The following is a 22903-nucleotide window of genomic DNA, read 5'->3' as shown; positions in this document are numbered from 1 at the left end:
TATGCAGTAAGAATGTCGAGGTCCTTCATGGATTTATGCATTGTTTTTTCTTCTGCGGATATATTTTGTCAGATTTTTTCTTCAAGAATCACTTAAAATCTTGCCAATTTTAACCCGCTCATGTATGATTAAAGGTAGAATACTTTTAGCAGGAGGCTATACTATGAAGAAACGAGTTGTTGTCGCTCTGGGACACCGGGCACTTGGAACAACATTGCCGGAACAGTTAGAGGCAGTGAAAAAATCAGCGAAAGTAATTGCCGATCTTATCCAGAACGGATATCAGGTAGCTATTACACACAGTAATGCACCTCAGGTCGGAATGATACATACCGCATTGAATGAGTTTGCAAAGCAGCATGAAGATTATACAGCAGCACCTATGTGTATCTGTTCAGCCATGAGTCAGGGATATATCGGTTATGATCTCCAGAACAACATTCGCGAAGAGCTTTTAGACCGCGGGATTTTCCGCACAGTCAGTACCGTTCTTACCAGTGTTGTTGTGGATCCTTATGATGAGGCATTCTATACACCAACCAAAGTTCTCGGTCGTTATCTGAATGCAGAAGAAGCTAATCTGGAGCGGAAAAAGGGAAATTATATCGTGGAAGAGCCGGGAAAGGGATTCCGTCGAATCGTATCTGCACCGAATCCAGTCAGCATTGTCGAGATTGATGCAATCAAAGCCCTGTTAGATGCAGATCAGGTTGTTATCGCATGTGGCGGTGGGGGAATTCCGGTACTTGAGCAGGACAATCATCTCAAAGGAGCCAGCGCTGTTATTGAAAAAGATCTGACTGCCGGTAAGATGGCAGAAGAGACAGATGCTGATATGTTGATCATTCTGACAAGTGTTGAGAAAGTTAAGATCCATATGGGACGTGCCGATGAAAAAGACCTTGGCGAAATTACAGTCGATCAGGCTAAAAAATATATGGAAGAAGGACATTTTGGAGTTTACAACATGCTCCCGAAATTCAATGCTTCCGTAAACTTTGTAGAAGGCAGAGAAGGCAGAAGTGCACTCATCACTTCTTACGATAAATTAAACGAGGCGCTGGAAGGAAAGACCGGAACAGTGATTCGTTAGATTCCATCTTGAATTTAAAAATGTTTTTAAAAGAAAAGTATGGTTGATAACAAAAATCTCTCTCAATTGTTATCAACCATACTTTTTTGTCTATTCCTTTAATCCATATCCTGGGATTCCATCATTTCGAGACGTTCCACTGCCTCTGCAATGTTCATCTGTTCAATGGCCTTTTTTTCTTCAATCCTCATAAGTTCCAGACGCTTTACACGCTTGTCCAGTTCATTTTCTGTCAGATAATGATACACACTTTTGGGAACAAACTGTTTCCACTCCTGATCTGTAGCGATAAGCTCCCGTACTTTTGATCCAGTAATTCCTTTCTCTTCTTCCGTTTTTCTCCAAAGAATATTCACATCCAGGTCAAGGCTTCGTAAAATCTTGTACTTTTCCTCATCCCAGGCATCAAACATTCCTACATAGTATACTGCTTCTTTGGGTGTATACTGTGCGATATACTCCGGCATGCTGATCGGGAATGGAATAAAATCATACTCTTTCGCAGGCACATTAAATTCTTCCATTGCACCGCGGATCATTTCACACCGCTCAAAATAGGTCAATGGATTCCCTGCTTTCGTTCCTCTGTTCTCATCATGCACCGTATCCCGCGTGTGAGCTCCATCCGGATTCGTGATTCCGATATATAATTTGTCGCAGCGCATCTTTGCTGCAAGAATATACTCCATATGTTTCAGGTGAAGCACCTGAAATCTTCCATTTACAATTCCCGTTCTTGTCATTTGTATACCCGTTTCCTTTTTATTTCCCAATTAAATGTAATACTTCTTCTTTACTGATCAGTCCAAGCTGCTTTCCTGTCACTTCTCCATTTTCAAATACAACAAGCATCGGAATGGACACAACCTTATACTGTCTTGCAAGATCCATGCACTGGTCTACGTCCACTTTGCAGATCTTTACATCATCTACTTCTGCTGCCACTTCTTCAATAACCGGTCCAAGCATCTGACACGGTCCGCACCAGCCGGCCCAGAAATCAACCAGTACCTTTCCTTCTGCTTTTAATACTTCCTGCTCAAATGTATCTCCTGTTACATGTACAACTGCCATATATGCTTACCTTCCTTTCATCTATTCATTATCTGCACAGATTCATTTTTTTATAACTGCATCTTTGTACAGCCTGTCTGTACTATATTTTCTCTGACTTCATCTTAACGGCCGACACTTACTCTGTCAAGGTATTCCCCGACCATCCGAAATTCATCTTCGTAAATACAGTTCGGCATCGTGCCGTCATGAACTTTCTGCCTGCACTCCTCGTAATCCATCCAGCGAACCGCTTCCACTTCTTCTTTCTGTAATTTGAGGTTTTCAATCTCCACCGGTTCTGTGTATACATAGACTGAACTAAGTTCTCTGTCCCGAAACATTTTCCCATAAAATTCTGCCTCAAATGCTCCGTAATGTACACCTATATAATGAAGTTCTTCCGGTTTTGCCTCAATACCAAGTTCTTCTTTCAGCTCGCGAATGGCTGATTCAAGAATCTCATCTCCGGCGTCCACATGTCCTGCGGAGGATATATCATAGCTGCCTGGATTGGAATCTTTTGTCTGGCTGCGCTTCTGTAAAAGAACGTCATAACCACTCTTCTCATTCGGACGCACAATCCACATATGCACTGTCGCATGCAGACTTCCTTCACGGTGCGCAACCACTCGCTCTCTCACAATTCCGGTTTTACTGCCGTCTGGATTTAAAATATCGAAAAGCTCCATTGGTTCTCCATTCAACACTGCTGACACCAGTGTATCATGACCATCATAGACAAGCTTCAGTGAGAAGAATGGCTCTTCATCTGCAAGAAGCCGTAAAAATATCCGGTCGCCTTCCCAGATATTTAGTTTCAACACGTCCTCTTTTTTCACCCATTCCAGTTCACCTTCATCGCATGCTATGGGTTTTCCTTCGAATTCATCAGCAGTAAACAGATGCATATACTCTGTCACACCATTTCCAGATACAAATGTCACAATCCCACGGAACCGATAAGAAGTCAATGTATATCCTGTCTCCTCTTTCACTTCACGAAGCACACACTCCTCCGGACTTTCATCTGCTTCAAAATGTCCGCCCACACCGATCCATTTATCCTTATTCACATCATTTTTCTTCACTGTACGGTGAAGCATTAGATATTGCCCATCTTTTTCTATATAACATAAAGTACTAAGTGATGTCATTATTGGTTTCCTCTTTTCTTATAAATAATGGCTGATAAATAACGTAATTCACTGGATTTCCATTACACTGAAAAATGTGCTATACTAGCACTAATCGCCAGATTACTTTTTATTATAGACATTATATGGGAGAAATGCAATGAATCGAAATATCGATTATATCATAGATGAAGACAGTGCCGGCCTTAGAGTTGAGCAATTCTTACGCCGAAAGCGCTACTCCGGGCAGAATCTGTCGGAGATTAAAAGAATGCCGAAAAGTATCCTTGTAAATGGGGTACATTATTATATGCGTCAGGAACTTTCTACAGGAGACCACCTGCAGGTGCGTATCTGTGAAACAAAGAATTCTGAGAAGATTCCACCGACAAACCTGCCGCTGGATATTATTTATGAAGATGAGGATCTTCTTGTGCTGAACAAGCCTGCCGGCATGCCGATTCACCCGTCTTTAAATAATTACACAAACTCTATAGCAAATGCTCTGGCTTACTACTTTCAGTCTCAGGGGAAACCTTTCATTTTCCGGTGTTGTAACCGTCTGGACCGGGATACTTCGGGACTTACCATTGTGTCCAAGCATCTGGTCAGTGGCAGTATTCTCTCGGACATGACAAAATACCGTGAAGTTCACCGGGAATATCTCGCAATTGCACGAGGTTCTGTCACACCTTCCGAAGGAACCATCCAAGCTCCGCTCGGGCGCAAGGGCGGAACCATCATCGAACGGACCGTAGACTGGGAACATGGAGAAGATGCAGTCACCCATTATAAAGTGGTAAAAGAAGCAAATGGGCACAGCCTTGTCTCTCTTCGTCTTGAGACCGGCCGCACCCACCAGATCCGTATTCATATGAAATATCTCGGTTATCCACTGATTGGTGACTACCTGTACAACCCAGACATGGAGTACATGACACGTCAAGCTCTGCACTCCCACCACATGGAATTCACCCACCCGATTACCGGGGAACATATGAGTTTCACTGCACCGCTGCCAGAAGATATGGCTCGGGTTATGCAGGAATAATTCAAGAATTTTATCAGAAATATTTCTTCAACTCATTTTGACGATTTTCACAATTTGTGATCATTACATTTTCAATGCTCTTTTCTTTTAACAAGGAGCGGATCTTCTCGGCCCGCTCCTTGCGGATTTCATCGTCACATTTATTCAGAACGACACAATATTTCCGGTCTTCCACGCCTTTTCGTGCACCTTTCACTGATGAAAGGATTTTTGCAATATCCTCTTCTGCTATCAGATGTTTATAACTCGTATTTAAAAACTGAACTGCAAGGTCTTTTCGAAAGCAGACTTCTTCTAATGGCTTTCCTAATGCGTCCATTCCCACAACCGCAATGACATCTGTACACTCCGGAATAATGACCGGTTCTTTTTCAATTGGCACCTTACAAGGAAGATGCTTTGCTCCATCCGCTTCAATTAGTACAACCTCCGCTTCCTGCAGAACTTCCTGTAAAAATGAACCATCTGGCATACGCATCTTTTTCACAGATTTCTTATTTTCCATCTGATTTACTGCTGCCTGATCTCCTGCTGCAAGATTCTTATTACTTTCACAATCTGTACCGATGACCGCAATCTGGTCAGATTTCCAGAGACTTCTCACTTCTTCAATATTCCACGCACGGATTTCTTCTGGCGGGGTCTGCAAATGTGTACTTGTCGTCACAATTACTTTTTTCCCTTCTTCTCTGAAAATTTCAGCCAGCGCATACATGGTCGTTGTCTTGCCACCACCGCCGACCAGCGAAATGACTCTTCTTTCTCTCTCAGCCAATTTTTCATCTCCTCGCGTTTTTCTAGTTCACCTTTTACAAGTCTTCTCCCGTTTCAGTCGATGCTGGCTATATCAGATGCGCTTCCACCCACGCCAGTATATCCTCGTAAACCACCTGTCGGTCCAGCTCGTTTAATATCTCATGGCGGTCTTTCTCATAAAGCTTAAGGGACACATCTTTAATTCCACATTCCCGATACGTTTTTGCAACATTTTCCACACTTTTTCCGAAGTTTCCAACAGGATCGTCTGATCCTGCCACCAGATACAACGGCAAATCTTTTGGGATCTTTTCAATATTCTCTTTTTTCTGTGCATACTCAATGCCACAGAACATATGATAATATGCATTGACTGTAAAGCGGAACGTACACCATGGATTCGCCAGATAGGCGTCCACCTCTTTTTCATCACGCGTCAGCCAGTCCTTATCTGTTCTGGCAGGCTCAAACCGTTTATTATATCCACCAAATGCCATGTTATCCACAAATGCACTCCGGTAATCATCACCTTTAAATGCAGCGATGACTTTGCACAGTAATTTTCCAAAAAATAACGCGACTCCCGGCTGCGCTCCGGTTCCCATGACTATGACTCCGGAAAGGCCAGGTCCGTACATTTCCATATACTGACGGATCAGGAAAGACCCCATACTATGCCCAAGCATAAAATACGGCTTATCCGGATATTTTTTCTGCGTCATTTCCCGAAGTTTGTGAATGTCACCGATTACATATTCATTTCCATTCGTTTTATGAAAATATCCATGATATTCTTCATTTTGCACAGATTTTCCATGTCCCAGATGGTCATGTCCGACCACGTAAATTCCATGTTCGTTCAGATATTTTGCAAATGCATCATATCGGTCGATAAATTCGACCATACCATGACATAACTGCATAACCGCATGGATCTCCCCCTCCGGCTCCCATTCGATTGCATGAATCTGTGTCACTCCGTCCCGCGACGGATATTGAAATTCCCGCTTCATAATCTAGTCCTCCACCCACTCGAATGCACGACCGACTGCTTTCTTCCAGCCTTTTAACAAATGTTGTCTCTTTTCGTCTGTCATGTCTGCATGGAATGTTCGGGACAGTGCCCAGTTTGCGCGCACGTCCTCTACATCTTCCCAGTAACCCACTACAATTCCTGCAAGATATGCCGCTCCGAGAGCTGTTGTCTCCACACACTGTGGTCTGAGCACATCAACACCAAGAATGTCGGACTGGAACTGCATCAGAAAATTATTATTTGATGCACCACCATCTACTTTGAGCGTCCGGATCTGTACACCAGATTCTTCTTCCATCACTTTCAAAATGTCATTGGTCTGGTACGCCATAGATTCCAGTGCCGCCCGGATAAAATGTTCTTTTTTGCAGCCTCTTGTGATGCCCACGACCGTACCTCTTGCATATGGATCCCAGTACGGTGCTCCGATTCCGGTAAATGCCGGAACAAGGTAAACGCCTGCAGTATCTTCGACCGCAGTTGCATAACGCTCCGTATCTGCTGCTTTGCGGATCATACGCATCTCATCACGCAGCCACTGGATTGCCGCTCCTGCCACAAAAATACTTCCTTCTAATGCATACTGGACGGTTCCGTCTGCGCTGGCTGCAATAGTCGTAAGCAGTCCATTTTCTGAAGTCACAGCCTTTTCTCCTGTATTCATAAGCAGGAAACAGCCGGTTCCATATGTATTCTTCACTTCTCCGGCATCAAAACAGCACTGGCCGAACAATGCTGACTGCTGGTCACCTGCTGCCCCGGCGATTGGAATACTCTCGCCAAACATACCGACTTCTGTATATCCGAAAATTCCACTGGGCGGTTTTACTTTTGGCAGCATGTTCTTTGGAATCTTGAAATAATCCAGAATCTTCTGATCCCAGTCTAATTTATGAATATCGAACATCATCGTTCTGGAGGCATTGGTGTAGTCTGTCGCATGTACTTCCCCACGGGTCAGATTCCAGATCAACCATGTATCAATTGTTCCAAAAGCAAGGTCTCCATTTTCTGCCTGCTCCCGGGCTCCCTCTACATGATCCAAGATCCATGCCACCTTTGACGCTGAAAAATATGCATCAGGTATCAGTCCTGTCGTCTCTTTCACATAGTCCGTCAGACCATCTTCTTTTAATTGATCGATCCGTTCTGCAGTTCTGCGGCACTGCCACACGATTGCATTGTAAATCGGCATACCCGTCTCACGGTTCCACACAACCGTCGTCTCTCTCTGATTCGTAATTCCAATGGACGCAATCTCATCAGCACTTGCACCGATTTTACTGATTGCTTCGGTCGCAACAGATAACTGAGATGCCCAAATCTCCATCGGATCATGCTCAACCCAGCCTGGTTTTGGATAAATCTGCTCAAACTCTTTTTGCGCTACACTGCAAATATTTCCTTTTTTGTCAAATAAAATACATCTGGAACTGGTTGTCCCCTGATCCAGAGCCATTACATATTTTTTCATACACGTTCTCCCATCTTCTTTGTAGCGATCACCGGTACATTTGTCCCCGCAATATCCTGCACAATTATCTGCCCTGTTTCCACTGGCGCTTCTACGACAACATGTTTTAATTCTCGCACGCATTCTAATACTTTCGCCTTAGGAATATCCGTCTTCGTGCGCACCGGAAGCATGCGCCCGTCACTCATTTTCACCGTACTTGTCACGGTACGCTCCGGACTTACCAGTTCCTTTCTGGCATAAGCATCTCCGCGCTTGCAAGTATTTCCTGTAACACTTATAACCTCTCCACGTTCCAATACTGCACATAATTCACATCCAAGAGGGCAGCCGATACAGATTAGTTTCTTCTCCTCCATAGTCTATCCCTCCTTCACCGTGATGATAAGCTGTTGTAAATCCGGATATTTTAAAAGTTCTTCCCTGCCAAGCAGAATCTCTTCCATCTCCCCAGGTGCTACGACTGGACGTTTCTTTGTCTTAATCCGTTTCTCGCTATTCTCTTCCTTACAGTATACATCGACTGCACAGTTTTTTACAACTTTTCCGACACGAAACCGCACTTTCAATTTATCCGGCATCTTGGACAAATGAATGGCAGATGGAACGGTATAGCGGACACAGCCAAGAGAAATGAGTGGAATCACTGGATCATTATTATCATTCATCTTGGAAGCCTTACCTATATCTGAATCACTATACTGACTCTCTTGGTCTATGCCAGGATTACTGCTTTGATTCTCTTGTAAAATGTATCTCGCCGCACATGTTCCTGCTCTGTCCGCTTCCTCTGATACAAAATCCACAAGATCATGAACATGAAGCACATTTCCACAGGCAAATACTCCCGGCACATTTGTCTCCAGACTCTCGTCTACAACCGGTCCGCTGGTCACTGGATTTAATTTCACGCCCAGTTCCCGTGACAATTCATTTTCCGGAATCAATCCACAGGATAACAACAGAGTATCACATGCATATTCTTCTTCCGTTCCCGGAATTGGCTTTCCTTTCTCATCGACCTTGGCAAGTGTAATTCCTGTCACCCGTTCTTTTCCATGAATATCAACGACTGTATGGCTTAACTTCAGTGGAATATCATAGTCATTCAGACACTGCACAATATTTCTCTTTAGTCCACCGGAATAAGGCATCAGTTCCGCAACTACTTTTACATGTGCCCCTTCCAGTGTCATACGTCTTGCCATGATCAGTCCGATATCACCAGAACCTAAAATCACGACTTCACGTCCTGGCAGATAACCTTCCATATTTACAAGTCTTTGTGCCGTTCCGGCACTGTAGATTCCAGCCGGGCGATATCCCGGAATATTAAGCGCTCCTCTTGGACGCTCCCGGCAACCCATGGCAAGTATTACTGCCTTTGCCTGAATCTGAACGATACCTTCCGTACGACTAACCATAGTGATAATTTTATCTGTATATTTCTTCTTGCTATATTTATCTTGATCTGCTTCTGAATATTTTTCTTTGTTATATTCACACTGATCTGCTTGAAGACTACTCTTATACTGGCTCATGCTTTGAATACTCAGCACCATGCTATCGGTCACATATGGAATCCCGGCGTCTTTTACCTGCTCAATATAACGTCCTGCATATTCCGGTCCAGTCAGCTCTTCTTTAAATGTGTGAAGTCCGAAACCATTGTGAATACACTGGTTTAAAATTCCGCCAAGTTCTTTGTCTCTTTCTACGATTAAAATGTCCTTTATTCCCTGTTTTCTTGCTCCAAGCGCTGCTGCAAGTCCTGCAGGACCGCCTCCGATAATGACTAAATCACAAGTTTTCATTCCTGCCCCTCCCTACAGCCTGTCCTTATTTGTTCCTACAATGATTCGGGAATCCGGATTATTTTTACAGATTTCTTCCAACGGAATTCCGCACTCTCTGGACAGTATCTCCATAATCCTCGGTGTACAGAAACCTCCCTGGCATCGTCCCATGCCTGCCCGAGCTCTTCGCTTTACTCCATCCAGCGTCCGCGCTCCAAGCGGTCTTCGGATTGCATCCAGAATCTCTCCCTCAGTCACGGTTTCACAGCGACAGATGACCTGTCCATACGCTGGATCTTTCTGAATCAGTTCCTTTTGTTCTTCCAGACTTAGTTCTGCAAAATGTACGATTCCTTTACGCGTCTCTATGAAATTTTCTTTTTCCTGTAATCTGCCTGAACTTTTTTGTTTATCGGCTACTTCGAAACTTCTTAAATTCCCCGAATCTCCTGGATTTATTTGCCGATCTGTATCTTCCATCATTTTTTTTACTAAATCACAGACATACACTCCGATTGCCGGGGCACTGGTAAGTCCTGGTGATTCGATTCCAGCCACATCGATAAATCCTGGCACATCAGTTAATTCTTCTATCTGGAAATCTCCACCATCTTCATGTGCACGAAGTCCTGCAAATGATGTAATGACCTGGCGTGTCGGAATGCCTTTTACGGATTTCGCAGAATCATTTAACACCTTATCAAGCCCTGCTCTCGTCGTCGCATTATCTTCTTTATCTGGAACATCATCGGCAGTTGGCCCGATCATCAGATTGCCATGTATGGTCGGAGTTACAAGAACACCTTTCCCCATTTCCCCTGGCACTTGAAAAATAGTATGACTGACCAGAGTTCCCGCATTTTTATCAAGGAGACAATATTCTCCCCTTCGCGGTGTAATGTGAAGTTTCTTCTCACTGACCATGTTGTGGATTTCGTCCGCATAAACTCCGGCAGCATTGATTACATATTTTGAATATAATGTTCCCTGATTTGTAATGACTTCAAATCCACTTACTTGATGGCATCTCTGTATATCCTGCACACGCGTTCCAAATTGGAACTTCACGCCATTGATTGCTGCATTTTCTGCATAAGCAATATTCATAAGAAATGGACAGACAATTCCTCCGGTTGGTGCATAAAGCGCCGCATACACAGAATCCGCAAGTGCCGGTTCCAGTTCAAGCGCCTCTTCCCTTGTCAGGATTCTTAACCCTTCCACTCCATTTTCTTTGCCTCGCTCTTTCAGTTCTTCTAGTTTTGAAAGTTCTTCCTCGTTCTGACAGACAACTAGTGAACCATTTCTTTTAAACGGAAAATCCAGCTTTTTTGCCATCTCTTCCATCATAAGATTTCCCTGAACATTCAGTTTCGCTTTCAATGTATCTGGCTTTGCATCATGTCCTGCATGAACAATTCCACTGTTCGCCTTACTCGTCCCCTCACAGACATCACTTTCCTTATCCAGCACACAGATTTTCAAATCATAACGTGATAATTCCCGTGCCACAGCACAACCTGAAACACCCGCACCGATAATGATGATGTCATATTTCAAATCCGACATACCACGACCTCCTTGTTTTCTTCATAACAGAAGATATAACTTTATTGTAACGGATTCTGAATTGTGCGACAATACACAATGCGAAAGAAATGTATTATTCAAAATCGAAATAGCACCCCGCTGGTCAGACGGGGTGCCGAGGTTTGGGTATGGTTAGCTTACTAACCAAAATCTTTAAGAGGTTTTCACAAATTGGCTTATTTAATAAATTTTACGTGTTTGCAGATTTCTTCAATTGCTTTGTCTTTTCTCTGATTGAAAATGACTTTGTTCTCTTCGAAGAGATTACGTCCGTCTGTATCAATAGATACGATCAGAGGTCCTAATTCTTTTACGTGGCAGTGCCAGAGTGTCTCAGGCATTCCAAGGTCTCTCCACTGAGCATCCACAATTTCTTCTACTTCTGTAGCTGCTACAACTGCATTTCCTGCTGGAAATACACAGTGAAGTGCTTTAAAGTTCTTACATGCATACTCTGTATTTGGTCCCATTCCACCTTTTCCAATGATAATCTTCACACCAGTTTTTTCAACGAATTCCTTCTCGAATTTTTCCATTCTCATACTGGTTGTTGGTCCAATGGATACCATCTCAAATTTATCATTTTCCAATGGGCGGATAATCGGTCCTGCATGGAAAATTGCTGCATTTCTTACATCAACCGGAAGCTCTCGTCCTTCTTCAACAAGACGTCTGTGAGCTACGTCACGACAAGTTGTCATGCTTCCATTTAAGTAAATAATATCTCCTACATGGATATCTGCCAGATCTTCATCTGTAATTGGCGTTGTTAATATTTTCTTTCCGTCTTTCATCTCGATCATTATAACGTCACCCCCGAATGTGTTGTGATTGTGTAGTTCAGGTCTTTATCAAAGATAATATGTCCACGTCTGTGAGACCAGCAGCCTACGTTTACGGCAACTCCGATTGCAGATGGATGTCTTGCTGTATTCTCAATATGTACGCCCATAACAGAATACTTACCGCCCATTCCCTGTGGTCCAAGGCCAATTTCATTAATTCCGTCCTCAAGAAGTTTTTCCATAGATGCTGCTCTTTCGTTCTCGTTATGGCTTCCAAGTGGACGCATCAGTGCTTTCTTAGAAAGAAGTGCTGCAGTCTCAACAGATGTTGCAACTCCTACACCGACTAACAGCGGTGGACATGCGTTGATTCCGTAGGATGTCATAACATCCATAACGAATTTTGTTACACCTTCATATCCTGCCCCTGGCATCAGAACCATAGCTTTTCCTGGAAGTGTACATCCGCCACCTGCCATATATGCATAAATTTCGCACTGATCACTGTCCGGAACGATGTCCCAGAATACAGTCGGTGTTCCTTTTCCAACATTTTTTCCTGTATTGTACTCGTCAAATGTCTCAACACTGTTATGGCGAAGTGGTGCTTCAAATGTTGCTTTTACAACCGCATCCTTTAACAATGCTTCCAATTCACCGATCAGTGGGAACTTTGTTCCACATTTTACCCAGAACTGTAATACTCCTGTGTCCTGGCAGCTTGGACGATTCAAATCTTTCGCGAGCTTCTGATTCAGTTTCATTGTCTGGTAGATTGTCTTTGACAGTGGACTGTCCTCTTTCTCTGCCAGCTCATCTAATTTTGCAATGATATCGTCCGGCAGTACTTTCCCGATATATGACACGAAGTTCGCCATATAATTCGTAAGTTTTTCTACCTGTTCTGTCTTACTCATGGTAATCCTCCTTATAAATGTGTTATCTTGTACTTTTAAATACATTTTAAAATTTATATATACAACTCTTATAAAGAAGTGTATATGTCTCATTCAGATCATTTCCTATGAAAACTATCTTTTTCCTTACGGGAAAAAAGGAAATGCAATTGGTAAGATAATCATGCTCACGACTGTAGCAATGATAATCAACGGGAATCCAGCTTTTACATAATCCATAAATGTATATCCTCCCGCTCCTACGACCATTGTGTTTGCTGGCATACCAATCGGTGTTGCATATGCGCAGGAACCTCCGATTACACACGCCATCAGAACTGCCCTCGGGTCTGCACCCATGCCCTGTGCAATGGACATACAGATTGGAGCCATCAACGCTGTCGTCGCTGTATTTGACATGAAGTTCGTAAGCAGACAGCAAAGTACAAATACGACAAATGTCAATACATATGGTGACGGATTATCTCCAAGCATTGCGATTACTTTTCCTGCAATCATCTCTCCTGCTCCAGTCTCTCCAAGAGCTGATGCCAGTGAAAGTGTTCCACCAAACAGGAAGATTGTTTTCAGGTCAATGGATTTCAAAGCATCTTTTTCTGAAATAACACCTGTCAGAATTAATACCAGTGCTCCGATGCAGCCTGTCACACAAAGCTTAATTCCAATCTGCTCCTCAAAAATCATTCCAAGAAGAGTCAGAACCAGAACAACTAATGATACAATTTGTTTCCACTTCGGTACATCATCAAAATTCTTGGTCGTATCAAATGCACCATCATCGGTCGGCTCTCTGTCCGGCAGAAGTCTGTGTCCAATCGTTGCGTAGAACAAAATTCCACAGATCAGAATCGGTACACCTACGATTGCATACTCAAAAAATCCGAATGATAATCCGTTTTTCTGAAGTTCGCTCTGTGCAATCAGATTGCCCGGTGCTCCGATCAGGGAAAGGTTTCCACCCATAGCTGCTGCAAATACAAGTGGCATTAGAAGTCTTGATCTGGAATATCCAGATTTTGCTGCAATTCCGATTACTACCGGAATCAGTACCGCTGCTGTACCTGTGTTGGAAAGCACACCGCTCATCACACCTACAATCACCATGATTGCAACGATCAGTGTTCGTTCGGAACTGGCAAATTTGGTTACGATTCCACCGATTTTATTTGCCATTCCGGTTTCAAAGAGTGCACCGCCTACAATGAACATAGCCACAAATAAGATGACGTTACTGTCGATGAATCCGGCAAATGCTGTTTTCACATCTAACACCCTGGTTACAACCAGACCACAACAGACAATCATCGATGTTACTCCTAGCGGAATCTTTTCTAGCACGAACATGATCACCGCAAACAGGAGAAACAAGAGGGTAATTGTTGAAGAACTCATTTGTTTTCCTCCCAGTCTTTTGTTATTATTTTGTATTCCCTTCTTTATGCCCTCATTATATCGGTAGTTTTCCAAATTGTACATTTATTAATACATATGAGAGCATAAAAAAAGATTATAGTAAAATACATTTTTGGCATTTTCAACAGAATCATGGTATAATGAATTATCATTTAACGAGGTGCTTCGTAACATTTTCACAAGAAGACCAGCACATTGCACAAAAAGCAGGAGGAACTTTTATGAAAATCACCCAGTTAGAATATTTCTGTGCCACTTGCAGGCATCACAGTATTACTCAGGCAGCAAGAGAACTTTACGTCACTCAGCCAGCCATTTCCAGCGCAATCCGAGAATTAGAAAAGGAATTTTCCATCAATCTTTTCGTCCGCTCGAAAAACCATGTTACACTCACAAAAGAAGGAGAATTATTTTATCAGAAAGCCCAGGACATGCTGCGTTATATTAAAGAAAGCTCTTCGGAACTCCACGATCTTGGCAGACAGACTCCGCCGGTCCGCATTGGAATCCCACCGCTTTTAAGTACAGTTTATTTTCCGGATATTTATGTAGAATTTTCCAAAATACACCCGGAAATTCACCTGGAATTATTTGAATACGGCTCTATTCGTGCTGCCTCTCTTGTAAATGAAGAGACTCTGGACGTTTCACTAGTTAATATGGATTTTTATGATATTGATAAAATGAACTCTTACCCGATTGATTCCGATTCTTTTGTGTTCTGTGTATCACCGGAACATCCACTGGCAAGAGAAAAAGAACTTACAGTCGAAATGATTAAAAATGAGCCAATTATGATGTACAATACTGATTCAGTACAGACGAATACATTAATGGGACTGTTTGAACGACATGGTATCAAGCCTAATATCATCATGCATGCCAGTCAGCTACATACCATTCGACAGTTCATTGCCCAGAGACTGGGCGGCGCTTTTCTATATAAATCTGTCATACGCAATCTACCGGATATCGTCGGGATTCCAATGAATCCTTCGATAGAACAGCAGATTGGTCTAGTGTGGAAAAAGGGAATTTACATTAATAGTAGTGTGGAAAAGTTTATTACATATATTCAGAATCACTGCTAACTAAGAGAAACACAGTATCAACAGCGATACGACATTATTATCTCAACAGAAATAAACGATAAAACATTATTTTAATCTGCAAAAGCTTTGTTGTTTAAGCGACAAGGCTTTTTTGTATAATAGGAAATGCAACTTTCTATATACAAAAAAATGACTGGCTTTTACCAATCACTTCTTATTATAAAATATATACCTTCAAAACTGCATATAAGAAACTTTTTAACATCTTACCTATCCACCTTACTTGGTTATGCCCTCGACCTATTAGTAACAGTCAGCTCCATGTGTTACCACACTTCCACCTCTGTCCTATCTACCTCGTCGTCTTCAAGGGGTCTTACAACTTTCGTTGGGATATCTCATCTTGAGGGGGGCTTCACGCTTAGATGCCTTCAGCGTTTATCCCGTCCCGGCTTGGCTACTCTGCTATGCTCCTGGCGGAACAACAGATCAACCAGCGGCCAGTCCATCCCGGTCCTCTCGTACTAAGGACAGCTCCTCTCAAATATCCTACGCCCACGCCGGATAGGGACCGAACTGTCTCACGACGTTCTGAACCCAGCTCGCGTACCGCTTTAATGGGCGAACAGCCCAACCCTTGGGACCTACTTCAGCCCCAGGATGCGATGAGCCGACATCGAGGTGCCAAACCACTCCGTCGATGTGAACTCTTGGGAGTGATAAGCCTGTTATCCCCAGGGTAGCTTTTATCCGTTGAGCGATGGCAATCCCACTTTATACCACCGGATCACTAAGTCCTACTTTCGTACCTGCTCCACCCGTCGGTGTCGCAGTCAAGCTCCCTTCTGCCTTTGCACTCTTCGAATGGTTTCCGACCATTCTGAGGGAACCTTTGAGCGCCTCCGATACCCTTTCGGAGGCGACCGCCCCAGTCAAACTCCCCACCTGACATTGTCCCCCGACCTGATTAAGGCCGCTGGTTAGAAACCCAGTACTGCAAGGGTGGTATCCCAACAGCAGCTCCACAGCAACTGGCGTTACCGCTTCTTAGCCTCCCACCTATCCTGTACATGCAATACCGAATCCCAGTATCAAGCTGGAGTAAAGCTCCATGGGGTCTTTCCGTCCTGGCGCAGGTAACCAGCATCTTCACTGGTATTTCAATTTCACCGGGTGCATTGTTGAGACAGTGCCCAAATCATTACGCCTTTCGTGCGGGTCGGAACTTACCCGACAAGGAATTTCGCTACCTTAGGACCGTTATAGTTACGGCCGCCGTTTACTGGGGCTTAAGTTCAAAGCTTCGCTTGCGCTAACCTCTCCCCTTAACCTTCCAGCACCGGGCAGGCGTCAGCCCATATACTTCACCTTTCGGTTTTGCATAGACCTGTGTTTTTGCTAAACAGTTGCTTGGGCCAATTCTCTGCGGCCACCTCTCAGTGGCACTCCTTCTCCCGAAGTTACGGAGTCATTTTGCCGAGTTCCTTAACAATGCTTCTCCCGTCGGCCTTAGGATTCTCTCCTCATCCACCTGTGTCGGTTTACGGTACGGGCGCGATACAAACAATAGCGGCTTTTCTTGACGCATGGCTCACACTCTTCCCTACTCTTAATTCGGTACGCATCACATCTTCGGATTGCCGTACGGATTTGCCAGTACGACTCCTACCTTGCTTGCGCCGGGCTTTCCATTCCCGGCTTGTGCTCTCCACACGTGTCCCCACAGTTCTGTTATATCGCGGTACAGGAATTTCAACCTGTTGTCCATCGGTTACGTCTTTCGACCTGGCCTTAGGCCCCGACTTACCCAGAGCAGATCAGCTTTACTCTGGAAACCTTAGATATTCGGCCGGAAGGATTCTCACCTTCCTCTCGCTACTCATTCCGGCATTCTCTCTTCTATACAGTCCACAGCTCCTTATCGGTACTGCTTCTTCCCGTATACAATGCTCCTCTACCAATGTACAAGTACATTCCTGAGCTTCGGTAGTGTGTTTCAGCCCCGGACATTTTCGGCGCAGGACCTCTCGACTAGTGAGCTATTACGCACTCTTTGAATGTATGGCTGCTTCTGAGCCAACATCCTAGTTGTCTTCGAAATCCCACATCCTTTTCCACTTAACACACATTTTGGGACCTTAGCTGCAGGTCTGGGCTCTTTCCCTTTTGACTACCCAACTTATCTCGTGCAGTCTGACTCCCATACACCATCTACGCGGCATTCGGAGTTTGATATTCTTCGGTAAGCTTTGACGCCCCCTAGGAAATTCAGTGCTCTACCTCCGCAAGACTTGTATGAGGCTAGCCCTAAAGCTATTTCGAGGAGAACCAGCTATCTCCGGGTTCGATTGGAATTTCTCCCCTATCCACACCTCATCCCCACCCTTTTCAACGGATGTGGGTTCGGACCTCCATTGCCTTTTACGGCAACTTCATCCTGGACATGGATAGGTCACCCGGTTTCGGGTCTACTCCGACTGACTCTTCGCCCTATTCAGACTTGGTTTCCCTTCGGCTCCATCCCTTAAGGACTTAACCTCGCCAGCCAGCGTAACTCGCCGGACCGTTCTACAAAAAGTACGCGGTTCCACATTTAAAGTGGTTCCACAGCTTATAAACATATGGTTTCAGGTTCTTTTTCACTCCCCTCCCGGGGTCCTTTTCACCTTTCCTTCACAGTACTATGCGCTATCGGTCACTAAGGAGTATTTAGCCTTACGGGGTGGTCCCCGCATATTCAGTCAAGGTTCCACGTGTCTCGACCTACTCTGGATACCGCCATGCCAATCGACCTTTCACTTACGGGGCTTTCACCCTCTCTGGCCGGCCTTCCCAGGCCGTTCTGTTAAGTCTTTTGGATCAATTCCGCGGTCCGAACCCCGGAGTGCACGCACTCCGGTTTGGGCTCTTCCGGTTTCGCTCGCCGCTACTTCCAGAATCACATGTTGTTTTCTCTTCCTCCGGCTACTTAGATGTTTCAGTTCACCGGGTTCCCCTCCTAACGTTATGTATTGGCGTTAGGATACCTGAGGTTTGCTCAGGTGGGTTTCCCCATTCAGAGATCTCCGGATCATAGGATATTTGCTCCTCCCCGAAGCTTTTCGCAGCTTATCACGTCTTTCATCGGCTCTTAGTGCCAAGGCATCCACCATACGCTCTTATTAGCATAACCAACTTGCTCTCATCCACGGGAATGAATGATTGCTTACACATGCATAGCGTTGCATGCGTTGGCTTCTAGGTCAATTTTTTGGATTCGTTTTCTTCGAATTGTGTAGTAATTATTACTCTGTTTATAACAATTACCTCGGATGTCTTGATTAGATATTTAATATCTTATCTATATTTCTCATATGCAATTTTCAAGGTACATGTTTGACTGTTTTATCAGCCATCAGGAAGTTGAATCTCTTCAGCCCTCTGATCACTGGTAAAACCAGTTTATTTTTCAATCCGGCAGCCACCTACTCTCCCGTACCGTCTCCAGTAAAGTACCATCGGCCGCTTAGGTCTTAACCATCGTGTTCGGGATGGGAACGGGTGTTACCCCTAAGCGCATCGCCACCGGAAATACTATTTGGCCTTTTTACAGAACCAATAATCTTCATCTCGTCCTTCGCGCGTCTTGCCCTACCTCAAATTCGCTCCGCTTCTTTTCGGTAGATTCAAGCCTTCACATGTCTCATTCCTGTTTCAAATGATTCAGCAAACAAGTTTGCTTCCTCATTTTTACAGTCCTGAGCCGCGCTCAGTCCTTGATGACTAAATAACAGACAACAACCCCTACTTTTTTTCCTTAGAAAGGAGGTGATCCAGCCGCACCTTCCGATACGGCTACCTTGTTACGACTTCACCCCAGTTATCGGTCCCACCTTCGGCAGCTCCCTCCTTTCGGTTGGGTCACTGACTTCGGGCGTTACTGACTCCCATGGTGTGACGGGCGGTGTGTACAAGACCCGGGAACGTATTCACCGCAGCATTCTGATCTGCGATTACTAGCGATTCCAGCTTCATGTAGTCGAGTTGCAGACTACAATCCGAACTGAGACGTTATTTTTGAGATTTGCTCGGCCTCGCGGCTCTGCTTCCCTTTGTTTACGCCATTGTAGCACGTGTGTAGCCCTGGTCATAAGGGGCATGATGATTTGACGTCATCCCCACCTTCCTCCAGGTTATCCCTGGCAGTCTCTCCAGAGTGCCCATCCTAAATGCTGGCTACTGAAGATAAGGGTTGCGCTCGTTGCGGGACTTAACCCAACATCTCACGACACGAGCTGACGACAACCATGCACCACCTGTCACCGATGTTCCGAAGAAAAACTTCCATTACGAAGCGGTCATCGGGATGTCAAGATCAGGTAAGGTTCTTCGCGTTGCTTCGAATTAAACCACATGCTCCACCGCTTGTGCGGGTCCCCGTCAATTCCTTTGAGTTTCATTCTTGCGAACGTACTCCCCAGGTGGACTGCTTATTGCGTTAGCTGCGGCACCGAATAGCTTTGCTACCCGACACCTAGCAGTCATCGTTTACGGCGTGGACTACCAGGGTATCTAATCCTGTTTGCTCCCCACGCTTTCGAGCCTCAACGTCAGTCATCGTCCAGTAAGCCGCCTTCGCCACTGGTGTTCCTCCTAATATCTACGCATTTCACCGCTACACTAGGAATTCCACTTACCTCTCCGACACTCTAGCTGCACAGTTTCCAAAGCAGTCCACAGGTTGAGCCCATGCCTTTCACTTCAGACTTGCACAGCCGTCTACGCTCCCTTTACACCCAGTAAATCCGGATAACGCTTGCCCCCTACGTATTACCGCGGCTGCTGGCACGTAGTTAGCCGGGGCTTCTTAGTCAGGTACCGTCATTTTCTTCCCTGCTGATAGAAGTTTACATACCGAAATACTTCATCCTTCACGCGGCGTCGCTGCATCAGGCTTTCGCCCATTGTGCAATATTCCCCACTGCTGCCTCCCGTAGGAGTCTGGGCCGTGTCTCAGTCCCAATGTGGCCGGTCACCCTCTCAGGTCGGCTACTGATCGTCGGCTTGGTGGGCCGTTACCTCACCAACTACCTAATCAGACGCGGGTCCATCTCATACCACCGGAGTTTTTACCACTGTACCATGCAGTACTGTGGTCTTATGCGGTATTAGCAGCCATTTCTAACTGTTATCCCCCTGTATGAGGCAGGTTACCCACGCGTTACTCACCCGTCCGCCGCTCAGTCACAAAAGTCTTCATCCGAAGAATCAAACTTAAGTGCTTCGCTCGACTTGCATGTGTTAAGCACGCCGCCAGCGTTCATCCTGAGCCAGGATCAAACTCTCGTTTAAAAATCTTAATTCCGATTTGACTCGGATTTAAAATCAAAGTTCGTTCCAGGTCAAGAAAACTACTAGCTTCCTTATCCCTTTTACTGTTTTAAGGTTGGCATTGAATACTTAATGAGGTCTTTCACGAATTTAGTATGAAAGCCGTTCGACGAAGTCGAACTTCATTTTATTCAATGTCCGTTCTGAATTTTCTCTTAAAGAATCTTCAGGGTTGTTGTCTATTATTTAATTATCAAGGTCCTTTTTCTTTGTTGTCGTCTCAGCGACATCTTATTTATATTATCACATTCACAATCGCTTGTCAACAACTTTTTTATTTTTCTTTTTGCTGTCCGCTTCGATCATCTCTGTCGTTCGAAACAGCTTAACTAGAATATCATTTCTATCGACATTTGTCAACAGGAAATTTCATTTATTTTTTTGCGTTCCCATGAGCTCTTAAGCACTTTCCAGTCTTGTCTCACGCGACAGCTTGTATAATATATCATGCCTATCCAGAATTGTCAATATTGTTTTTATTATTTATTTTATTTGCACAATTTATACAATTCATTTTCCCATCTGAATCTAAAATCTCTCTTTTTTCACAAATCAGAAGAGGTAATCTAAAAAAGGCACCTTTGCCCGTTAGTTGGGACATAGCATTTTTATCAGTTTACTACACCTTCTATTATACTCTCTATCTTCTTTAATCTTCCTTCATACGTATCCTGTATACTACCTGCCTCAGATTTTTTCTTTAATTCTTCTAAGAATCCTGGTTCATCAAAGCATCTGGAAATTGCATGATATAATGTTTCTTTTCTATTTTCTACAATATATCCCCATTTTCCGTTACCGAGGTTTTCCTTGATTCCGCTACAATCTGTAGATATAACCGGCACACCAAGTATAACCGCCTCACTGATTGCAAGGTTATATCCTTCATTCAAGGAAGAACAGACAAATAAGTCTGCATTTTTTATATATGGATATGGGTTCTCTTGAAATCCAATCAAATGCTCCCATTTTTCCAAATGATGAGACTCGACCATTTCTTTTAGACGGTCATATTCTTTTCCATCTCCTACTATATTAAGAGTAAAGTCTCTGCCATCTTCTACCATATGCTCACAGATACTGGTCAGGCGAAGAAATCCTTTTTCTGGAATCACACGTCCCACTGCACAAATTGTAAATTTGTCATGTGCCACTTCATAGCCTTCTGCCATTCTGCGGATTGTCTTTGCCTCTAAAGGATTATAACAGACCGCTGCATTTTGAACTAATTCTATACCGAACATTTCTCCAAATGCGACGCGAATTGCCTCTGACACGAATACAATCTTATCGTACTGACTGTATGCATATTTTTCTTCTTCAAAGCTTTTGTAAAATACCGCTGTGCGGTGACGTTTTTTTAAGTTCGTATGCATCCACGCATATTTCCGACACATTGGATCATTGCAGTAAGATAGAATCTTCGTGGACGGTCCTTCCAGGAACGCGACCATAACATCGTAAGATTCTTTTACATATTGTTCATATAGCTTAGCTGCATGCTCTCGTATTTCTTTTGTTGCTTCTTTACTTTTACATGGGAAAATATGCGTCACTCTCACATATTGAGGAATCTGTTCAAAGTAAATCCCTTCTCCAAACACGACCAGCAGATGTATCTCATACTTTTTTGGATCCAGATACCGCAACAATGTAAGCAGCACCTTTTCCGCCCCGCCATTATTTAATGTATTAATTGCAAATAAAACTTTTTTCATGAACCTCTCAAACTCTTTTCTATCTGTCTCTATGCCATATTGGTTTTCCCGCTAACAGATAAGCCACTAAATTTCCAAATATGCACCCCAGCATGCAGCCTATACTGTTATTCATTATATCATCGAACTCAAACAGCCCTCTTTTCAGAACAAGTTGCAATATCTCGATTCCGAGCGAAACCACTATTCCACATAACAATCCCTGCCACCAGCGGATCTTTTTGTCAAAGACAAATGGAAGTAATCCACCAAGCGGAAGTAACAACACAATATTTAAAATATCTTCTTTCAACATCTCTCTGCTGCCACGAAATACTGCCCGCCAGGACCAGAATAAATCAAGGTTATAATGATAATCTGTCTGTGGATTTCTTGTAAATACTGTCGATGCATATACAATCGCAAGAAATGTAAGAGCTGCGAGACATGCATATGCCTGAAAGCCTTTCATCTTGTCTCTTTTTACCAACTGCCGCAGGCAAAATGCTACGACTATAAACACAATAACAAAAAACAGGAACTCTCTTGCCGTCCATTCTCTGTTATGTGTAACTAATATCTGATAAATATCCAAATGACCGTCTCCTTTTTCAATAGGGACTAGAATAGCACATATATTTTTTCTTGTCTAGGGCAAAACCTTTCTTATCACAGATTTTTAGC

General features: G+C 43.9%; 17 protein-coding genes and 3 rRNA genes. 3 read left to right on the top strand and 17 right to left on the bottom strand.

The window, feature by feature from the left end; genetic code table 11:
• Positions 1-163: 163 nt before the first annotated feature.
• Complete coding sequence (gene arcC / locus NQ560_RS04020) at positions 164-1093, top strand: carbamate kinase (RefSeq protein ID WP_005341010.1); 930 nt, start codon at positions 164-166, stop codon at positions 1091-1093.
• A 98-nt stretch (positions 1094-1191) separates the two neighbouring features.
• On the opposite strand, the gene NQ560_RS04015 is transcribed toward arcC, so the two are convergent.
• The 3 genes from NQ560_RS04015 to NQ560_RS04005 all read right to left on the bottom strand — a co-directional run bounded on the left by NQ560_RS04015 (position 1192) and on the right by NQ560_RS04005 (position 3303).
• Entirely contained in the window at positions 1192-1836 is a 645-nt protein-coding gene (locus tag NQ560_RS04015) for a nucleotidyl transferase family protein (protein ID WP_040015237.1), read from the bottom strand.
• A gap of 19 nt (positions 1837-1855) precedes the next feature.
• A complete protein-coding gene (trxA, locus tag NQ560_RS04010) occupies positions 1856-2167 on the bottom strand; it encodes a thioredoxin (protein ID WP_005330538.1) in 312 nt (103 codons plus the stop codon).
• Between the two features lie 104 nt (positions 2168-2271).
• On the bottom strand, positions 2272-3303 hold the full coding sequence (locus NQ560_RS04005) for an NUDIX domain-containing protein (protein ID WP_005330537.1): 1032 nt from the start codon (positions 3301-3303) through the stop codon (positions 2272-2274).
• A 139-nt stretch (positions 3304-3442) separates the two neighbouring features.
• Here NQ560_RS04005 and NQ560_RS04000 point away from each other — a divergent pair, with 139 nt between their 5' ends.
• A complete protein-coding gene (locus tag NQ560_RS04000) occupies positions 3443-4333 on the top strand; it encodes an RluA family pseudouridine synthase (RefSeq protein ID WP_005330536.1) in 891 nt (296 codons plus the stop codon).
• Positions 4334-4346: 13 nt separating this feature from the next.
• On the opposite strand, the gene yqeC is transcribed toward NQ560_RS04000, so the two are convergent.
• The 9 genes from yqeC to NQ560_RS03955 form a co-directional block, all read right to left on the bottom strand.
• Positions 4347-5108, bottom strand: a complete 762-nt coding sequence (yqeC, locus tag NQ560_RS03995) for a selenium cofactor biosynthesis protein YqeC (protein ID WP_005330535.1) — start codon at positions 5106-5108, stop codon at positions 4347-4349.
• 67 nt (positions 5109-5175) lie between these two features.
• Positions 5176-6102, bottom strand: coding sequence for an alpha/beta fold hydrolase (locus NQ560_RS03990; RefSeq protein WP_005330534.1), 927 nt, complete (start codon positions 6100-6102; stop codon positions 5176-5178).
• 3 nt (positions 6103-6105) lie between these two features.
• Entirely contained in the window at positions 6106-7599 is a 1494-nt protein-coding gene (gene glpK, locus NQ560_RS03985; protein ID WP_005330533.1) for a glycerol kinase GlpK, read from the bottom strand.
• Positions 7596-7958: a DUF1667 domain-containing protein gene (locus tag NQ560_RS03980; RefSeq protein ID WP_005330531.1), complete on the bottom strand. Its 363-nt coding sequence runs from the start codon at positions 7956-7958 to the stop codon at positions 7596-7598. The genes glpK and NQ560_RS03980 overlap by 4 nt, the downstream gene beginning before the upstream one ends.
• Before the next feature lie 3 nt (positions 7959-7961).
• Positions 7962-9413 (bottom strand): NAD(P)/FAD-dependent oxidoreductase, encoded by a 1452-nt coding sequence (locus NQ560_RS03975; RefSeq protein WP_005330525.1) that lies wholly within the window; start codon positions 9411-9413, stop codon positions 7962-7964.
• Between the two features lie 12 nt (positions 9414-9425).
• Positions 9426-10964 (bottom strand): NAD(P)/FAD-dependent oxidoreductase, encoded by a 1539-nt coding sequence (locus tag NQ560_RS03970; protein WP_005330523.1) that lies wholly within the window; start codon positions 10962-10964, stop codon positions 9426-9428.
• Positions 10965-11161: 197 nt separating this feature from the next.
• A complete protein-coding gene (gene ttdB / locus NQ560_RS03965) occupies positions 11162-11788 on the bottom strand; it encodes a L(+)-tartrate dehydratase subunit beta (protein ID WP_005330521.1) in 627 nt (208 codons plus the stop codon).
• The gene (ttdA, locus tag NQ560_RS03960; protein WP_040015236.1) at positions 11788-12687 is read right to left on the bottom strand and encodes a L(+)-tartrate dehydratase subunit alpha; all 900 of its coding nucleotides are present in this window, start codon (positions 12685-12687) and stop codon (positions 11788-11790) included. The genes ttdB and ttdA overlap by 1 nt, the downstream gene beginning before the upstream one ends.
• A 126-nt stretch (positions 12688-12813) precedes the next feature.
• Entirely contained in the window at positions 12814-14079 is a 1266-nt protein-coding gene (locus tag NQ560_RS03955) for an SLC13 family permease (RefSeq protein WP_040015235.1), read from the bottom strand.
• Positions 14080-14321: 242 nt separating this feature from the next.
• Here NQ560_RS03955 and NQ560_RS03950 point away from each other — a divergent pair, with 242 nt between their 5' ends.
• On the top strand, positions 14322-15191 hold the full coding sequence (locus NQ560_RS03950; protein ID WP_040015234.1) for a LysR family transcriptional regulator: 870 nt from the start codon (positions 14322-14324) through the stop codon (positions 15189-15191).
• 244 nt (positions 15192-15435) lie between these two features.
• On the opposite strand, the gene NQ560_RS03945 is transcribed toward NQ560_RS03950, so the two are convergent.
• From NQ560_RS03945 to NQ560_RS03925, 5 genes are all read right to left on the bottom strand, one after another.
• Positions 15436-18324, bottom strand: a 23S ribosomal RNA gene (locus NQ560_RS03945).
• A 279-nt stretch (positions 18325-18603) separates the two neighbouring features.
• A 5S ribosomal RNA gene (rrf, locus tag NQ560_RS03940) occupies positions 18604-18721 on the bottom strand.
• A 231-nt stretch (positions 18722-18952) separates the two neighbouring features.
• Positions 18953-20483: ribosomal RNA gene (locus NQ560_RS03935) — 16S ribosomal RNA — on the bottom strand.
• The 16S, 23S and 5S rRNA genes sit together here, the layout of an rRNA operon.
• A 650-nt stretch (positions 20484-21133) precedes the next feature.
• Positions 21134-22240, bottom strand: coding sequence for a glycosyltransferase (locus NQ560_RS03930; RefSeq protein WP_005331033.1), 1107 nt, complete (start codon positions 22238-22240; stop codon positions 21134-21136).
• A 19-nt stretch (positions 22241-22259) separates the two neighbouring features.
• Entirely contained in the window at positions 22260-22814 is a 555-nt protein-coding gene (locus NQ560_RS03925; protein WP_005331028.1) for a VanZ family protein, read from the bottom strand.
• Between the last annotated feature and the right edge of the window lie 89 nt (positions 22815-22903).

Source organism: Dorea formicigenerans (genome assembly GCF_025150245.1).
Classification (GTDB): Bacteria; Bacillota; Clostridia; order Lachnospirales; family Lachnospiraceae; genus Dorea; species Dorea formicigenerans.
Note: the sequence above shows the minus strand (reverse complement) of the source record. Positions and strands in the feature narration are given on the sequence as shown.

Bases quoted from the DNA above. Each gene is read 5' to 3' on its own strand.
- NQ560_RS04005 (WP_005330537.1), bottom strand. From the start codon at position 3,303: ATGACATCACTTAGTACTTTATGTTATATAGAAAAAGATGGGCAATAT.
- glpK (WP_005330533.1), bottom strand. From the start codon at position 7,599: ATGAAAAAATATGTAATGGCTCTGGATCAGGGGACAACCAGTTCCAGA.
- NQ560_RS04000 (WP_005330536.1), top strand. From the start codon at position 3,443: ATGAATCGAAATATCGATTATATCATAGATGAAGACAGTGCCGGCCTT.
- NQ560_RS03950 (WP_040015234.1), top strand. From the start codon at position 14,322: ATGAAAATCACCCAGTTAGAATATTTCTGTGCCACTTGCAGGCATCAC.
- NQ560_RS03975 (WP_005330525.1), bottom strand. From the start codon at position 9,413: ATGAAAACTTGTGATTTAGTCATTATCGGAGGCGGTCCTGCAGGACTT.
- NQ560_RS03970 (WP_005330523.1), bottom strand. From the start codon at position 10,964: ATGTCGGATTTGAAATATGACATCATCATTATCGGTGCGGGTGTTTCA.
- NQ560_RS03990 (WP_005330534.1), bottom strand. From the start codon at position 6,102: ATGAAGCGGGAATTTCAATATCCGTCGCGGGACGGAGTGACACAGATT.
- ttdA (WP_040015236.1), bottom strand. From the start codon at position 12,687: ATGAGTAAGACAGAACAGGTAGAAAAACTTACGAATTATATGGCGAAC.
- ttdB (WP_005330521.1), bottom strand. From the start codon at position 11,788: ATGATCGAGATGAAAGACGGAAAGAAAATATTAACAACGCCAATTACA.
- NQ560_RS03980 (WP_005330531.1), bottom strand. From the start codon at position 7,958: ATGGAGGAGAAGAAACTAATCTGTATCGGCTGCCCTCTTGGATGTGAA.
- arcC (WP_005341010.1), top strand. From the start codon at position 164: ATGAAGAAACGAGTTGTTGTCGCTCTGGGACACCGGGCACTTGGAACA.
- trxA (WP_005330538.1), bottom strand. From the start codon at position 2,167: ATGGCAGTTGTACATGTAACAGGAGATACATTTGAGCAGGAAGTATTA.
- NQ560_RS04015 (WP_040015237.1), bottom strand. From the start codon at position 1,836: ATGACAAGAACGGGAATTGTAAATGGAAGATTTCAGGTGCTTCACCTG.
- NQ560_RS03930 (WP_005331033.1), bottom strand. From the start codon at position 22,240: ATGAAAAAAGTTTTATTTGCAATTAATACATTAAATAATGGCGGGGCG.
- NQ560_RS03955 (WP_040015235.1), bottom strand. From the start codon at position 14,079: ATGAGTTCTTCAACAATTACCCTCTTGTTTCTCCTGTTTGCGGTGATC.